Raw genomic sequence first — 16,189 nt, 5'->3', positions numbered from 1 at the left:
AGCAAGGAGACGACGATGTTCCGGAAACTGCGCAGCATGACCACCCGCATGAAGCTCGCCACCGTGAGCGCCGCATCCGCGGGAACAGCAACCCTCGTCATCCTGGCCTCCAACCCCACCACCCAACACGCCATCGAGATCGCCGCAGGCGGCACCGGGGGCAACCAGACCAACCACAACGAACTCCTCGGCCTGTGACACCCCCACAGCCACCAAGGTCCGGGCCACCCCGGCCCGGACCCCCCACCCCACCACAGCCCAAACCACCAACCTCCCCCCAGCGACGTCGACCGCCGACCCGCGCGGTCCGCCTGAGCCCCGGAGGACGCCGTGAAGCTCACGCACCATCTACGCAACCGGCGCGACCGCACCCCCCTGACCCGGGCAGCTGTACAGGCCCAACGCGCCAACAAGGCGCTCGACGCTGGCCATCTCTCCAAGGCACGGTTCCACACCCATCTCGCCCTACGCCACCTGTCCGATGTCACTACTGCGCCGCAGGTCGCCGGCGCCATTCGACTCCTCGCCTCTCGAGTCGAACAGCAGCGTGGCGACCTTACGGCGGCATACGCCCACGCCCAGCAGGCATGCGCGGCTCTCACCCTTCCCGAAAGCCCTGGGGACGCGGGGACAAAGACAGAGAGAAGGGTGAGCGGGGAAGATGCGCGACTGGCCGTGCAATGTCTCCGTCAGCTCGGCGCGATCCTGATGTGGCAGGGCGAGTGGGCGCAAGCAGAATCACTCTTGCAACAGGCGCAGACCCGAACCCGGTGCCTGCCCGACCACATCGATTTGGAGGCCGCGCAGACCTGGAACCTCCTGGGGGTCCTCTACAAGTTCTGGGGCCGCTTCGAGCGGTCCGAGGACGCATACACACACGCAGCTGAATACGTGCAGCATGCGGGGCGTGTGGCCCGTCCCCTGGCCGCGACGCTGGCACATAACCTCGGCGGGCTGGCATTCGCCCGCGGCGACTTTGACACAGGCGAGGTGCAGGCGGGGCGATCGGTGCAATTGCGCCAGGCTCTGGCGGGGGCCGGGCGCCAGGAGGTGGTCGCGGACATCGCGGCGCGCGCCGCGATTCTCGCCCAGCAGGGTCGCCTCGACGATGCCGCCGATGACCTCGCAGGGGCTCTGAAGATCTACCGACGGCTCCACGGCCGTTGCCACCTGGACTGGGCTGTCACCGCCAACAACCTCGGCGTGGTGGAAGCCCGCCGAGGCAACCAGGCGCGAGCCGCCCGGCTCATGAACCAGGCACTGCGAGCGAAGGAACAGGTCCTCGGCCCTGACGCTGTGGATGTGGCCGTCACCCTCATCAATCTGGTCGACCTGCACCTGGCAGCCGGGCGCCCCGACCTGGCCCGCGCTTTGTGGCAACGCGCCGCGGCCATCGTCGAACACCGGGCCGAGGCGGATCATCCACTGGCCCGGGCCGTCCAGAACCGCGCTGCCAAGGTCATCGCCTGCGACACGAGCACCGCCCCCCTCTCCGGCGGCCAATCATCCTGGCGGAAGGGGGGTGACGTGTCGTGAGCGACGCATGGTTGTTCCGCGAAGGCTTGCTCCTCGCCCTTGCAGGCCTGGCCTGGATGCTGTGGCCGGCAAAAAACAAGGCCACCCTCCAGACGCCTGCGACCGATGTGCAGGAGCCTGCCGCACCCAGCGATACTGACCAGCCCCGCAGCTACCGGGTCAGCCGGGGAGTGGGGAGTGGGCGACGTCGCGGCCTGGTCCTGGCCAGCCTGGCGGTGGCGGCGATGCTGGCCTGGCTCGGTGCCGCCCGGATCCCCGCCAGCCCCGATTATCCCCTCGACCCAGGCAAGATCCACGTCCACGAGTGGACCCACTACTACCTCGGCGCAAAATACGCAAACGAGCTCTCCTATACCCGGCTCTACATCTGCATCGACACCGCCGATGCCCAGGACGGGCATCGTGCTCAGGTAGCCCGGCGGCCGATCCGGAACCTGCAGACCGGGGCAGTGGAAGGCTCTACTGCCATCCTCACGCATCCGCAGGAGTGCACGCGTCACTTCACCCCCGCCCGCTGGAACGAATTCCGCCACGATGTCCGCTTCTTTGAGGCCCGGGTCCACCCCCAGCAGTGGAACGCGATCCTGGTCGACCACGGCTACAACCCCACCCCGGTCTGGACCACCCTCGGCAGGCTGTTGGCGAACCACGGCCCGGTCAGTGTCACAGAGGTCGAGCTGCTGGCCCTGCTGGACCCGCTGTTCCTGCTCGCCATGGTGCTGGCCATCGGCTGGGCCTTCGGCCGCCGCGCCGCCGCGGTCAGCCTGCTGGTCTTGGGTGTCTTCTTGCCCGCCGCCCACAGCTGGACCGGCGGAGCATTTCTGCGCTGGGATTGGCTGCTGTGGACCGTAGCCGCCGTCTGCCTGCTGAAGAAGAACCACCCCCTGTGCGCGGGCCTGGCCCTCGGCTACTCCGCCTGCCTGCGGATCTTCCCCGCCATCCTGTTCGCCGGCCCCCTGTTCGCCTTCCTTTGGCAGGTCCTGGCCGCCTGGCGGAACCGGCCCACGCACTTGGTTCAAACCATCGCCAGGCCGCAGCGCCCGCCGGCCGGCGAGGGCCTCGAAAGCGCTGTGGGCCGGTGGTGGGCGATGCGGTTCCTCGCAGGAGGCGCCGCAGCAACAGCGCTGCTGGTGACCGTCAGCGGGATCCTGGTCGGCGGGCTCGGCACCTGGCGGGCGTTCTACCACAACCTGGCCCGCATCCAGCAGGACATCATGACCAATCAAATTGGTGTCCTCACCGTCCTGCGCTGGCGCCCCCACCAAGGCCTCCACGAGCTCTACCAAGCCCATGCCGTCGACGCCACCGGCACCTGGCGCCACACCGTCGCCCACGAAGCCGCCACAATGCGGCCCATTGCGCTTCTGCTCGCACTCGTCGCGCTCGCCGCGCTGGCCTGGGCTGCCCGCCGGGTGCCGCCGTGGATCGCCCTGGTCCTCGGCATCACCGTGATTCCGACGCTGACCGACCCGCTGAACTATTACTACATGATCATCGTAGTGCTGGCGCTGCTGTGGACCGACCGCCCCCGCATTGGCGCCTGGCTCCTGGCCCTGGCCGCGGCCAGCCAGTTCGTCGCCCTCGCACCCCTCCCCGGCATGCCCGGACCCGACCAGCAGTTCACCCTCATCTCCGCGCTCACCGTCCCCACCTTCGCGGCGATCCTATGGCACTACGCCCGCCATCCCATCCCTTCCGTTCCACCGGGCACACCGCCCCCGCACCACGGAGGTGAGGACCTTGTCGCCCTCACACCCCCGCAACCCGTTCCCCACTCCTGACCGGCGGCACCTGGCGGCCGTCGCCGCCCCCACTGCGGTCCCGCAACCGCCACGCATTGCGGTATCCGGGGGCACGGACTTCGATCCAAAGGGTGTCGGGTGGGGGGTGTGGCGCACCTGCCGGGCCCGGCAGTGGCTCAAGAATGTGCTGGTGTTCGCCGCCCCCGCGGCAGCCGGGGTCCTCACCCAACCGGTGCGGCTGGCTCATGCCGTGCTCGCCGCCGTCATCCTGTGTGCGGCCTCCAGCGCCGGATACTTCCTCAACGACGCCCGCGACGCCGCCGCCGACAGCCTCCACCCGAGCAAGCGGCACCGGCCCATCGCTGCCGGCGTGATAAGGCTCCCGGCCGCATGGGCCACTGCCGCCGTCCTCGCCGTTGGTGCGGTCACGGTGGCGACGGCCTGGCTAGGCCCGCACACCGCCTTCGCCGTCGCCGCCTACCTCGTGCTCACCGCCGCCTACAGTCTGCACCTGAAGCAGATCCCGGTTCTGGAACTACTCACCGTCGCGGTCGGGTTCGCGCTGCGCACCGTCATCGGCGCCCTGGCCACACACGTGCCCGTCTCCCCCTGGTTCCTGATCGTCACCGCCTCCGGCGCCCTGTTCATGATCGCCGGCAAACGCTCCGCTGAACTTCAGGAACTGCACGACGAAGCGGCCAGGGCACACCGACCCGTCCTGGCCGCGTACACCCTGCCCTACCTCGCCCACTTGCGCACCCTCGCTGCTACCAGCGCCCTGATCGCCTACTGCCTCTGGGCCCTCACCCTCCACGCCGCAGGCACAGCGAACGCGTTGGCCGGTGCCAGGCACGGAGGAACGGTCCTGCTCCAGCTGTCCATCCTTCCCGTCCTCGCCGGACTCCTGCGCTACAGCCTCCACCTGCACCACGGCCACGGCGCCCGCCCCGAAGACCTCGTCCTCTCCGACCGATTCCTGCAAGGCTGTGCCGCCACCTGGCTCCTTCTCTTCACTGCAGGTATCTATGTCTGACCCCACCCAGATGCTGACCGGGTGGGACAGGACCGGCTCCCGCCTCGAGGAACTCACCGGCTGGGGCCACACTGCCCCCAGCACCGCCCGCGTCGCCGAACCCGTCACCCGCGCCGCCGTCCAAGCGCTGCTGGCCGCAGCCCGTCCGGGTGGGGTGATCGCTCGCGGCGCGGGCCGAAGCTACGGCGACCCCGCCCAAAACGCAGGCGGCCACGTCATCCGCTGCACCCAACTCGCCCGCATCCACGACCTCAATTCGGTCAAGGGCTTGATCCGCGTCGACGCCGGGGCCACCCTCGCCAGCCTCCAGCAGCAGCTGCTGCCCCTCGGTTTCTCATTGCCTGTGCTGCCCGGCACCGCCCACATCACCGTCGGCGGCGCCATCGCCGCTGACGTCCACGGCAAGAACCACCCCACCCACGGTTCCTTCGGCGACCACGTCCTCGGCCTGACCCTGTACACCCCGACCGGGGAACACCAGCTCGCTCCTGACCGCGAACCAGAGGCGTTCTGGGCCACCATCGGCGGCATGGGGCTGACTGGCATCATCACCACCGCGACGGTGCGCGCCCAACCGATCCCCAGCCCCTTCATTGCCCAGCACACCCAACGTTGCCGGGACCTGGAGGCCCTCGTCAAGAACCTCGATGCTTCGGCCCACCAGCACAACGCCGCCTGGATCGACTGCTTCACCACCGGCCGCCGCCTCGGACGCTCCCTGCTCACCAGCGGCGACTGGGCCGCCCCCGGCTACGACACCATCGCCCGACCCACCCCACCCCCGCCCCGGCCCCGGCCCCTGCCTAGCCACGTCCCAACCGGACTCCTGCGGCCCGCCACCGTTCGCGTCTTCAACACGGCGAAATACCACCGCACTCCCCAAAATTCCCATACCCAAGTCCTCCACAGTGACCGGTTCTTCCATCCCCTGGACGCTGTCACCGACTGGAACCGCCTATACGGGTCAGGCGGCCTGACCCAATACCAGTGCACGATCCCGCACACCCGGGCAATCACCTTCCTGCGCCGCATGCTGGAGACCCTGCACCTGCTGGATTGCCCGCCCTACCTCGCTGTCCTCAAACGCCTCGGCACTAGCACGCACAGCTACCTGTCATTCCCCCGCCCCGGCTACACCCTCGCCCTCGACTTCCCCGCCAACCACCCCCAACTACCCACCGCCCTGATGCACTTGGACGCCCTCACCCTCGACAACGGTGGCCGCCTCTACCTCGCCAAAGACTCCCGCACCAACCCCAACACCATCCTCAGCATGTATCCAGAACTCGACGCGTGGAGACTGGTCCGCGACCGGCTCGACCCCCACCGGATCTTCACCTCGGACCAAGCCCGACGTCTCCACCTGCTCGCCCCAACCAGACGGTGATCCCGTGAACCCCCTCACCCAACACCCCCCGCCGACGCCCTTCCGAACGGTCCTCGTCCTCGGCGGTACCTCCGACATCTCCCACGCCGTCACCGCCCGCCTCGACCCACCACCCACCACCGTCATCCTCGCCGGGCGCCACCCCCACACCCTCACCGCCGCAGCCACAACCCTGCAGCGCACCGGCATGCACGTTCACACCGCGTCGTTCGACGCCACCGACCTGGCTGGCCACGCCCGCCTGTTCACCGACTTGTGGGCCCAGTACGGCGCCATCGACCTCGTCATCCTCGCCGCCGGTGTTCTCGGGAACCCGGACGACTGTCGGCCTGACCCGACCACCGCCCTGGAGGTGATCACCACTAATTACGTGGGGGCGACCTCGGCCCTCCTCCACCTCACCCCCCATCTGGTCACCCAGGGCCACGGCACCGTGATCATCCTGTCCTCCATTGCCGCACAACTGCCTCGCGCCAAAAACCCCGCCTACAGCTCCTCCAAAGCCGGCCTCGACCACTTCAGTCAATCCCTCGCCGACCAACTCGCCGGAACCGGCGTCCGGCTCCTCATCGTCCGCCCCGGCCACGTCACCACCACCATGACCGCCCACCTCCCCACACCCCGCCACGCTGTCCACCCCGCCAACGTCGCCGACGCCATCCACAAAGCCCTCCACAGCCACAAACGCATCGTCTGGGCCCCCAACCGCCTGCGCTGGCCCGCCGCCCTCCTCCAACATCTCCCCCCCACTCTGCGCAACCGCCTCCTCCCTTGAACCGCGACAGACCGGGGCTGCACGTAATCGGCTGCAGGCCACACGCCAGCGACGATGTTCCGGAACCGTCGCGGCATGGGCGCGCGGATGAAGCCGGCGGGGCATGCCCTGCGTCCCGCCAGAACGGCGACAGGTGGTCAGCTCTTCGTGTGGTTCACCCACTCAGAGATGCCGAGTGTGGGCTCTAACTGATCATTTCCAAGAGAGCTTCGGAGTCGGCAGAGGCAGACCATGCCGACTCCGAGTCATCCAGTCAAACAGAACCATCGGTCTCGACGCGATGCACGCCCTTTGCGTGTCCCGCCGAGACGGCCCATTCCTCGCCTCCGAGCATGGCGTAGAGCAGCAACGTGCCAGCCCAGAAGGGCTGCCCAAGAGGCCGTAAGACGTAGAAATCGGGGAGCACTCATCCACCGACCTCCGAGCCGTGCACGGATCGGTTACCGTGGGCGTCGAAGCCCCGGTCGGATGGAAGCGGTCCTTCCGGCGGGACCTGGTACAAGCGATCGGCGAGGCATCCCGGGCGGTCGTCGCCCTCCACGCGCTCACCGACAGCGACGTGACGCGAAGTGCTCACCGTGATGCAGTCGCCGGGCCGCGCCACGCGCCTTTCCTCGCCAGCTGAACAACACCAAGAACATCCGTCTCTTGGGTGGACTGCATCGCGGTCTCCCGCGGTACTTCCTCCGGTTCACGGATCCACCTGCACGCTGACGAGAGCGCACCTGCGCAGGTCGGTCCCGCGGCCAAGCGGACCAGGCTGCGCAGGCGCCTGGGGGCCAGCCACCTACCTTGCTGCCGCAGTACCCGTTGCTTGCCCGCGCAATCGGTGCTGTGACCGCATTGACGTCGGCTGCGGGTGTCGCATCATCACCACACGTTCTCTCCGGTTCTTGGGATCCGCGTCTCACGCGCCTTGGAGGTCCACGCTCGACACCGAAACCGATTAATTGGCTCAGTCACTCACTCACTCTTGTACTGGACGGTAGTTGTGCTCCATCCTCGGTGTGCCGCCTCCCGTCGCCGGAGGTGATGGCGACCGCTTCGCCCTGTGCGCCACCCCTTCGGTCAACGTCCAGGAGGTTCTCCGTGCCCGGTTTGGGTGGACATTTATCCGTTGCCTACTTAAGCCCTGGCAGTGGGCGCGGCGTTCGTTCCAGGCGGCGCCTCGCCGCCCACGTCCCCCGGAACCGTCGCCGCCACCGGTGCCATCCGAGGCGTAGCCCAGACGTCGGCGGTGCAGGAGGCTACCGCTGGGGTTGCAGTGGGATCCCTCACCTAGCCGGGCTTCGCCGGCGCGTGCGACTGGCACCGCTTTTGTGGGGGGCGAGCAGCTGCCTCGGTGGCTGCCGCTCAAGGACCCGCTGCATGGAGTCCAGCAAATGCGATGTCACGCTCGACGATGGCAGCACGCTACGGCTCCAGGCCGCGAAGCCCGTTCGTTTCGTCACCGTGATGACCTGCCGCTACTACCAGAAGGATCATTGGAGCGCGGCGGCGTGGGAAAGCGCCAGATGCGAGCCCCCTAACCTTTTGGCTGACCGTCTTGGTCATGACCGAAGCCGGCACCGAGGGCACCTTCACCTGTCTGCCCACCGCCAGAAGCATTGCCGCACGCAGACTCGGCCAGGGCCACCATGCGCTTGCACGTCCGCGCCCTCACCCGGCAGGCCTGGGCGCTGGCCGACGCGGCTCTGCGCACCATCGTGGAAAAGAACGAGCTGTCCCAGATCCGCCCGTGGACCGAGGAAGTGGCCGGCACGGTCACGACCCATCTGCTCGAGCCTGCTCGCATCGGCGACGACCCGGCCACCAGCGCCCCCGACGACAGACATGAACTGCCGGGAAGGCTCGGCCTGTTCGACTCCAACGGGGCCCCCGCCTCCGGAGCGTCAATCCTTCGCCGACCAATGCCGCACCGGCTGAACGCACCGCCGCCGAGATAGCCCGCATGGCCGAAGCCGGAGTCACGCGCACCCCGGCCGCTAAGGGCACCCGGGACGCGGCCGAGACGGCCGCCTCAGCCGCACCCTCGAGCCCACCGGCCGAGGGCACCACCCCCCTTGAGGAGGATCTGTTGACCACCCGCCCAATCCGGCCCTGGAGCCGGATCACGGCCGCTGCGTGCACAGCCGTTCTCGGTACGGCCGTCCTCGCCGCTGCTCCCGGCGCTGCCGCCGCACCGGCCCAGCCACTCCCAACCCCGCGCACCACCGCGCCCGTTTCAGTGGTCGGCCGCATCGAGGACCAGACGGCCCGCTCGCTCGCCCTCGCCCTGGCCGACCCGGCCCTACGCGCGCAGGTCCGCCATGCAGCCCTTGCCTCCCGCGACATCGACCTGCAAAGAACGACCGCAAAGGTCGACACCGACGGGGCCAAGCGACTCACCACCCAGCTCAAGGCCGCCGACCGGGACATCGTCCTGGCCAAGGGCTTGAATCCCACGGTCGGTTCCCTGCTGCGTGTCCGCCTGGGCGCCCCGACGATGCGCACTGCGCTGACGGCAGGAGCCGACCCCTGGGTGCTCTCTGCGGGAAGCAGCGACCAGGCCGGCACTCTCCTCGCCTACGACAGCCAGGGCCGCGCCCACACTGTCACCGCGCGCAGGGCGCCGACCAGCCCCATCTACGTAGTGGACCTCGACGAGGTCAAGGCCATCCGAGCCGGCCTGGCCGTCCTCCACCAAGTCTTCGCCCAGCGAGGCCTGAACAGCCCCTCAAGCCCGAATCAATTCAGGGTCGCTGGCGGCTGGTGGGCCACGAAGATCGATTCCGTGTGGCTGGCAGACGACCAGGAGCCCTGGTACAAGGGCGACGCCGAGACCTACTGCCTGGTCACCGGCTTCGGCCGGGACGGAAAGGTCCGCGTCGACTCCGTCGACATGCCCTGGCTCAACAATGACCACACTACGTACTATCCCAACCAGATCCTGGTGAACTGGTCTCAGTACAAGTACGACCTGACCGACGTGGTGATGATGGAGGGCGACAGCGACACCAACTACGAGACGATCGCCCAGGCCATCGCCGACGCCCTGCTCGCCATCACCGACCAAGGCACATACATCCCCCTGGTGAACGCGGTGTTGAACGCCTTGCCCACGTCGTGGTGGACCGACGACGACGACTACGTCGAATCCTGGTACTCCCTCGCATCGAACAGCAAAGGCCGCCTGAGCGGCGCCTCGGGAAATGGGTGGATGACGGTGGAGCCGTACTTTGTGAAGCAGTTCTGACCACGTCCCCCCAAGAGATCGCCTCGGGCGCCGTGGTGCCCTCGTGTGCCCGGAGCACGCTCCGGGCACACGGAGAACCACGAGCGATGCGACGGCCTGCGCGTGAGCGCGCGCGGTTCATGAGGTCCACGAACCGGCTCTCCTCGGGCGCGCTGCCCGGGACCTGGGCATCTGCCCGCAGGCTCCGCACAGCCGGGCTCACCGGCGCAAGGCCCAACGCCGGTGAGCGCTCTGCCAGACTTCGATCCGGTCCACGCAGCCGTTAGCCCAGTCGGCTACCACCGAGTACCTGAACCGCCCGGGTGGGGGAGTCGGCTGGTCAAATGCACCTAGCGGCAACTGCCGCCTGTCTTCGGCCTGAGGTGGCAGACGTGTACCAGTCTTTCGCCCAGCGAGGCGTGGCCGGGTGTGAGCCCAGCTGCGTCGGGTGATCCTCAAGGACCTCGGCGCCGGTCGCGAGCTGGACTGGTCGCGGCATGCCACCGAGTCGCTCATCGTCCTCCGCCACTAGGGGCTGCTCAGCGGCCCGACTCCGACCGACCGCGGCAAGCACTGATCGAAGATCCTCCTCGTCTGCGCCCGGTACGGCCTGCCCCTTTCACTGGACATCTCCGATGCGCACTCACGAGTCACGCCCTGTAACCGCTGGTGCGCGGCCTCCCGGCCCATCGTGGGTGCTCTTGAGCCGTGCCCTCGAGCACAGCTTGCCGCGGCGATGGTCATGGTTACTCCCACGCTCGTCCAGGCCTCGGAGATGCGCAGGAAGACTGCTGACAAGATCCAGATCAGCCCAATCTGATAACTGACAGGTCTGGCCCCCACCGCCTGACCCCTATAGCTTCTCGTTCTGTGTTGTTTCGAGGCTTAGCTTGTTGAGTTCTTTTCTGTTGGTGATGGACAATTTTCGGTAGATGCTGGAGAGGTGGACTTCGACAGTCTTGGGAGTAACGAAAAGGAGTTGGGCGATTTCTCGGTTGGTGGCTCCCTGGACGGCGAGGTTCGCCACACGTTGTTCGCTGGGGGTGAGGGCGGTGGGGCCGGTGAGTGCGGTGCGGCGGGGGCGGGCTCCGGCTGCGAGGAGTTCTGCGCGGATATGTTCGGCGAGACGGGAGGCCTGGCATTGAGCGGCCAGGTCGAGGGCTTGGCGCAAGGGGGTGCGACCATCCTTGGGGCGGCCGGCGTGGCGCAGTGCGGTGCCTAGGTCGGTGAGGGCGTGGGCGTATTCAAGGCGGGCGGGAGAAGTGCATAGGACGTCGACTGCTTGGTGGAAATTTTCCAGGCGGCGAGTGGGCCCGGGGTGAACGATGCCAGTGATGCGCAGGGCTCTACCTAGGGCTCGAGGGGCGTTCCATTGTTGCGCGAGGGCGAGTTCCTCGTCGGCGAACTCTTGTGCTTGTCTGGTGTGTCCCATGCAGTAGAGGGCCAATGCGGCCTCTGAGCGCCACGTGGTGTAGGCAGGGTTAGTGATTCCGATGTCGTCGGCAATCCGAGCGGCGGTTTGTGCGGCGTCGAATGCTTCCGGGTATCGACGGCGAGCGCGCAGGAGGTGAGCTTGAACGTCGGCGGGCAGGTGGATCGGAGCCTGGGTATAGGGCAAGAGAGGGTGAAGGGCTTTTTCCGCCTCGTCGAGACGGCCCTGCCCAATGAGTGCCTCTGCTAGGAAGGCAGCGTTCCAGAAGTTCAGTACAGGGACGCCGCTGGTTCGGGCCGTGTCGAGGGCAGCTTCGGCTTCCTGCTCTGCCTCGGTCAGTTGTCCGCGTTCGAGCCAGCCCAGTGCGCGGGAGGTGTGCAGGGTGGTCATGGTGCGCAGTGAACCCTGGCGGCGGGCCAGGTCCAAGGCGTGGTCGAGGTGGGTCATAGCGGTGGCGTCGTCCGCCAGGAGCAAGACAGTCAGTCCCAGAGCGAGGGTCCCTGCGGCATCTTCGCGGCCGAATAGGAGGCGGTCTGTCAGGGCACGGCGGGCGCGTGGGACCGCGGCGGGATCGCCGGCGAGGGCATCGTGGAAGGCGATGACGCAGTCCAGGGTGTAGCCGCCCAGGCTGGCGTGGGGGGAAAGGAGTCGCAGGGCTGGAAGGCGGGCCGTCAACGCGGCGCGGTGGGGAGTGCGTCCTCCTGCGATAAGAAGTGGAATCGCCTCCACTTGACGTTTGATGTCCTCAGCTTCGGAGGTGCCGGGGAGGCTTGTTTCGGCCTCGTCGAGCGCGGCGTCCAAGATCACCGCCGCCTGCTGGGGTTGCTGCAGATAGTGGTAGGTCTCGCCCAGGAGGGCGGCCACATGGGCGCGCTGGAGGGGGTCGGTCAGCCGAGGATGCTTCCATGCGCGTGACAGATGGGCCGCGGCGGCCGACAGGTCGATGGGCAGGGCTGCGTGGGCCAGATCGAGCAGGACGGCGAGCTCCTGGCCTTCGGGCGGGGGTTCCTCCAGTGCCCGGCGTAGGTAGGTGCACGCGGCCGCCGGGGAGCCCAGCCGCAATGACTCGCTAGCCGCCTGGCGCAGGATCGCGGTGGCCAGACTGTCGCCATGGGCAGGCGCGTGTAGCAAGTGCGCGGCGATCTGGTCAGCGCTGGCGTCGGCGGCGATCAATAGTTGTGCCGCTCGGCCGTGGATTGCTGCCTGCTCGCCGCGCGGCAGTGCACTGTAGACAGCTGTGCGCACCAGTGGGTGTACGAAACCCACCCCTCCCATGCGGGCCGTGGGATCCTCCTGCGTGGTGGGTAGGTCCGGATGCAGGAGATCGAGGCGTTCGAGATCCTCCAGTGCACCCAGCGAAGTATCCGCGCTCTGTCCGGCCAGCGCGCCTGCAGTGCCCAGGGAGGCGCCGTCGCCGAGTACGGCAACGGCGTGGGCCAGGGCCTGGGCAGCGGGGGATACTCGGTCGAGTCTTGCGCTGACCAGGCGCCCCACGGCATGGGGCCCCAGCTCTATGACCTGAGGCGCCGAAGGTGCGGTGGGCGCGATCCCTAGGGCCTTCGCCGTACGGATCAGCTCCCGCAGCAACAGCGGATTGCCTTGGGTTGCCTGATGACATGCCTCAACGAAGGTGTCCTCGGCTTCCGGGAACGCGTCTTGGACCAATGCTGCTGTCCCGGCGGCACTCAACGGCTGCGGCGCAAGAACTGCCACGTCCGGATGGCCGACGATCTGGAGCATCAAATGCTCATCGGTGGCGGGCTCGCCACTGCGCCGCGTGGTGACCAGGAGTGCATTCACCTCACCGAGCCGGGGAATAAGATATGCCAGGAACCGCAGTGACGGCTCGTCGCACCACTGCAGGTCGTCGATCAGCAGTACCACCGGCCCTGCCTCACAGAGGTTCAGCGTCAACCAAAGCAAGCCATGCAAGACCGCAAATTCCCCGATCGTGCTCTTTTGATCGGTGGAAAAGATCTTCTTGGCAGGTTCGGCTGCGCCGGACCACAATTCGCCCCGCTCGGAGACCATAGCCGTCATCAGGAGCGGCTCGAACAACTGCCGCACGATGCCGAACGTGAACGCCGATTCCATCTGCGAAGCGCGCGCGGACAGGACTCGCAGACCAGCGTCTGTACCTTGGGCGCGCATTTCGGACAGTAGTCGGCTTTTGCCGACACCTGCCTTCCCCTCCACCAGCAGGGCTCCGCCGCTGCCGTGGCGGAGTCTCGCGATCATCTCGGCAAATTCCTTGGCTTCCGCAGAGCGCTCCAGCAAGTGAGTCACACCCTCATCGTTCCGTCACTCCCGTTCTCCTGCAATGCCGAGCCCGTCGGCCACCGTGTGGCCCATGTTTCGGCAGTTGCTTTCAGGTGCTTGCCCGCGGGAGCCATGCAAGGCAAGCCGCGCCCCGGGCCCGGACGCCAACCAGGGGTCTGTACGGTCTTCGGTGTAACTCCCGATCAGGCAAGTAGCACCTGATGAGCGACGTGACTGTCTTTGCTGAGGCGATCGAAGAGGTCCGGTCGGCCGAGTTGCCGGCGGACCTGCTGGATGACCAGTTGATCGGGCAGCTGGTCGACCGAGCCCGCGCGAGCGGCCTACAGCTGATGGGCGAGGGCGGGCTACTGCAGTAGCTGACCAAGCGCGAGTTGGAGTCCGTCCTGGAAGGCGAGATCACTGACCACCTCGGCTACGAGAAGCACGACCCGGCCGGTGCCGGCAGCGGCAATAGCCGTAACGGGGCCCGGTCCAAGACCGTGCTGACCGACGTCGGCCCGGTGGAGATCGCGGTGCCGCGTGACCGAGACGGCAGCTTAGAGCCGCAGATCGTCAAGAAGCGGCAGAGGCGCCTGACCGGTGTCGACGAGATGGTCCTGTCGCTGTCCGCGCGTGGTCTGACGCACGGTGACACCTCCTCCCACCTGGCCGAGGTCTGTGGCGCAAGCGTGTCCAAGCAGACCATCTCGACCATCACCGACAAGGTCATGGACGGGAAGGCCGAGTGGCAGAACCGGCCGCTGGACCCGGTCTATCCGGTGATCTTCATCGACTGCGTGCACGTCGAGACGGGCAGGTGGCGAACCGGCCCATCTACGTTGCACTTGCGGTCACGGTGGACGGCACACGCGACATCCTTGGCCTGTGGGCCGGAGACGGCGGCGAAGGAGCCAGATACTCGCTCCCGGTCCTGACCGAGATCAAGAACCGTGGCGTCGAGGACGTGTGCATGGTCGTCAACACGGGCTCGAGGGCTTGCCCGGCTCGATCTCGGCGGTCTGGCCCCAGGCGGTACCCCAGACCTGTGTCCTACACCTGATCCGGGCGTCGTTCCGCTACACGGGCCGCCAGAGCGGGGACAAGATCTCCCGCGCGCTCAAGCCGGTCTACACGGCTCCGACCGCGAGCGCGGTGGAAGACCGGTTCCTGAAGTTCCAGGAAGAGTGGGGCGCCGAGCATCCGTCAGTCGGGCGGCTTGGGAGGACGCCTGGGCAGAGGTCGTGCCGTTGCTCCAGTTCGACACCGAGATCCGCGTCGTCTGCACCATCAACGCGATCGAGTCGGTCAACGCTTGCATACGAAAAGCCGTCCGGGCCTGCGGGCACTTCCCAAACGAGGCCGCAACCCTCAGATGCGTCTACACGGCAGCCATGACCTTCGACCCCACCGGCCAGGGACGCAGACACTGGACTATGCGCTGGATGCCCGCCCTGCAGGCTTCGACATCGCCTTCGACGACCGACTCTCCGTCGGCCGCCGCTAACTCACACCACCCGAGTGACACCGTTGGCTTGTCAGACCCCAGCCCATTGGCACATTTTCAGGCTCTTAGGGTGCGTATCGAGTCGTGAGCAACGAGGTGTTTTGCTGAGGTCTATGATCCGGATCATGGGGGCGCGCAGTGAGGGGGCCAGCGAGGTAGCTCTCCGTGGTTTTGTCGTACCTCGTGGTGATGCCCCGCCAGGCCTTAAGCTTGTTGATCAGCCGTTCGACGTGTTCCTCTCCTCGTAGAGGTCCGCGTCGTGGCCGACGGGCCGGCCGCCGGGGAGCACTTCTTCTTCTGGTTGGCGGCATGGACGACCTTCTTTGGGGATGACGGGCTTGATGCGGTACTTCCGCAGTGTGCCGTTGCCACGGGACGAGTAGGCCCTGTCCACGGCCACGGCGTCGCGACGGGTGCAGGGTCGGCCGATGGCCCCGCGGCCCCGATCTTTAGCACGGGGATGAACTGCGGCTGTCAGCCGCCTGTCCGGCGGTCAGAACGAACCCGAGCCGGCGGCGCTTGCGGTCGGCGATTAAAGGCTGTCCCGTAAAGATCACCGGGTCGATGCGGGCGTAGTCGGTCCCTGTCAGCCCTCGCCTGCCCGGCGAGGGTTAGGAAATCCTTTCAGCCGCGGGAGTCGTGCCGGTTGCCGGCCAGGGGCCGGCCGACCACGACGACCAGGCGGGTGCCGGCGTCGATGACGACCTGGTGGGCCGTGGAGTAGCGGTAGTTCTTGGAGTGCTCGGCGATCGTGCGGTCGCGGGTGGGCACCAGGGTGCCGTCCACGATGAGCACCGGTGTCTTTGGCGAACCGCTTGCGCGGCTGGAGCGCGAGCTTCGGGCCGAGGTGGTCGACGATCCGGTCTGCGGCCGACTTCGAGACGCCGAAGAGTGAGGCGAGCTGGCGAAGCGTCAGGTTGGTGCGCCAGTACGCCGCGACCAGCAGTACCCGGTCCTCCAGCGGCAGGCTCCACGGCCGCCCTCGCCTCGGCTCGTCAGCGACCTCGCGACGCACCACGGTCATCAACTTGCCGAAGCAGCGCGGGCTCAGCCCAGTGAACGGGGCTATCCAGGACGGCTCCGACGCCGTGATCACACCACCCACACCAAGATCATCTCATCCGTGACCAGCGGTTACGGGACAGCCCTTAGATGTGGGCGGTGCTGACAGCAATGCCGAAGCCGCCCGCGAGTATCGTGTCGGCACAGGCCCACTAAGGGCTGTCCCGTAAATGACTTCGGGCATGCCCGCTGACCTGGCCGTCTGCCTTGTCATCCGGTGAGGGTGAGGTTGTGCAGGCGGGCGA

The 16,189-nt window shown here is 67.5% G+C and carries 9 protein-coding genes and 3 pseudogenes; 9 read left to right on the top strand and 3 right to left on the bottom strand.

Going from position 1 to position 16,189, the window contains the following annotated elements:
* From ABZ854_RS35940 to ABZ854_RS35905, 8 genes are all read left to right on the top strand, one after another.
* Positions 1 to 198, top strand: a 198-nt coding sequence (locus ABZ854_RS35940) for a hypothetical protein (RefSeq protein ID WP_361219926.1), incomplete at its 5' end; no start/stop codon positions are given.
* A gap of 132 nt (positions 199 to 330) precedes the next feature.
* Positions 331 to 1,536: a tetratricopeptide repeat protein gene (locus tag ABZ854_RS35935; protein ID WP_361219924.1), complete on the top strand. Its 1,206-nt coding sequence runs from the start codon at positions 331 to 333 to the stop codon at positions 1,534 to 1,536.
* Positions 1,533 to 3,317, top strand: coding sequence for a hypothetical protein (locus tag ABZ854_RS35930; protein WP_361219921.1), 1,785 nt, complete (start codon positions 1,533 to 1,535; stop codon positions 3,315 to 3,317). Before ABZ854_RS35935 ends, ABZ854_RS35930 begins: the two co-directional genes overlap by 4 nt.
* Positions 3,268 to 4,311, top strand: coding sequence for a decaprenyl-phosphate phosphoribosyltransferase (locus tag ABZ854_RS35925; protein ID WP_361219918.1), 1,044 nt, complete (start codon positions 3,268 to 3,270; stop codon positions 4,309 to 4,311). Before ABZ854_RS35930 ends, ABZ854_RS35925 begins: the two co-directional genes overlap by 50 nt.
* The gene (locus ABZ854_RS35920; RefSeq protein ID WP_361219915.1) at positions 4,304 to 5,698 is read left to right on the top strand and encodes an FAD-binding oxidoreductase; all 1,395 of its coding nucleotides are present in this window, start codon (positions 4,304 to 4,306) and stop codon (positions 5,696 to 5,698) included. The genes ABZ854_RS35925 and ABZ854_RS35920 overlap by 8 nt, the downstream gene beginning before the upstream one ends.
* Positions 5,699 to 5,702: 4 nt before the next feature.
* Positions 5,703 to 6,473 (top strand): SDR family NAD(P)-dependent oxidoreductase, encoded by a 771-nt coding sequence (locus ABZ854_RS35915; RefSeq protein WP_361219912.1) that lies wholly within the window; start codon positions 5,703 to 5,705, stop codon positions 6,471 to 6,473.
* Between the two features lie 1,637 nt (positions 6,474 to 8,110).
* On the top strand, positions 8,111 to 8,419 hold the full coding sequence (locus ABZ854_RS35910; RefSeq protein WP_361219909.1) for a hypothetical protein: 309 nt from the start codon (positions 8,111 to 8,113) through the stop codon (positions 8,417 to 8,419).
* A gap of 131 nt (positions 8,420 to 8,550) precedes the next feature.
* Positions 8,551 to 9,708, top strand: a complete 1,158-nt coding sequence (locus ABZ854_RS35905; RefSeq protein ID WP_361219906.1) for a DUF3103 family protein — start codon at positions 8,551 to 8,553, stop codon at positions 9,706 to 9,708.
* A gap of 832 nt (positions 9,709 to 10,540) precedes the next feature.
* Here the strand turns inward: ABZ854_RS35905 and ABZ854_RS35900 are convergent.
* Complete coding sequence (locus tag ABZ854_RS35900; protein WP_361219904.1) at positions 10,541 to 13,405, bottom strand: AAA family ATPase; 2,865 nt, start codon at positions 13,403 to 13,405, stop codon at positions 10,541 to 10,543.
* A gap of 194 nt (positions 13,406 to 13,599) precedes the next feature.
* On the opposite strand from ABZ854_RS35900, the pseudogene ABZ854_RS35895 reads away from it, so the two are divergent.
* A pseudogene (locus ABZ854_RS35895) lies at positions 13,600 to 14,882 on the top strand (IS256 family transposase).
* Between the two features lie 97 nt (positions 14,883 to 14,979).
* Here ABZ854_RS35895 and ABZ854_RS35890 read toward each other — a convergent pair.
* Positions 14,980 to 15,418 (bottom strand): annotated as a pseudogene (locus tag ABZ854_RS35890) (IS5/IS1182 family transposase); the annotation flags it as partial.
* A 100-nt stretch (positions 15,419 to 15,518) separates the two neighbouring features.
* A pseudogene (locus tag ABZ854_RS35885) lies at positions 15,519 to 15,987 on the bottom strand (transposase family protein); the annotation flags it as partial.
* Between the last annotated feature and the right edge of the window lie 202 nt (positions 15,988 to 16,189).

Origin of the sequence: Streptomyces sp. NPDC047028 (assembly GCF_040644095.1) — a bacterium.
In the GTDB taxonomy this organism is placed as follows: domain Bacteria; phylum Actinomycetota; class Actinomycetes; order Streptomycetales; family Streptomycetaceae; genus Streptomyces.
Note: the sequence above shows the minus strand (reverse complement) of the source record. Positions and strands in the feature narration are given on the sequence as shown.

Coding starts and splice junctions, on each gene's coding strand:
- ABZ854_RS35920 (WP_361219915.1), top strand. CDS start 4,304: ATGTCTGACCCCACCCAGATGCTGACCGGGTGGGACAGGACCGGCTCC.
- ABZ854_RS35910 (WP_361219909.1), top strand. CDS start 8,111: ATGCGCTTGCACGTCCGCGCCCTCACCCGGCAGGCCTGGGCGCTGGCC.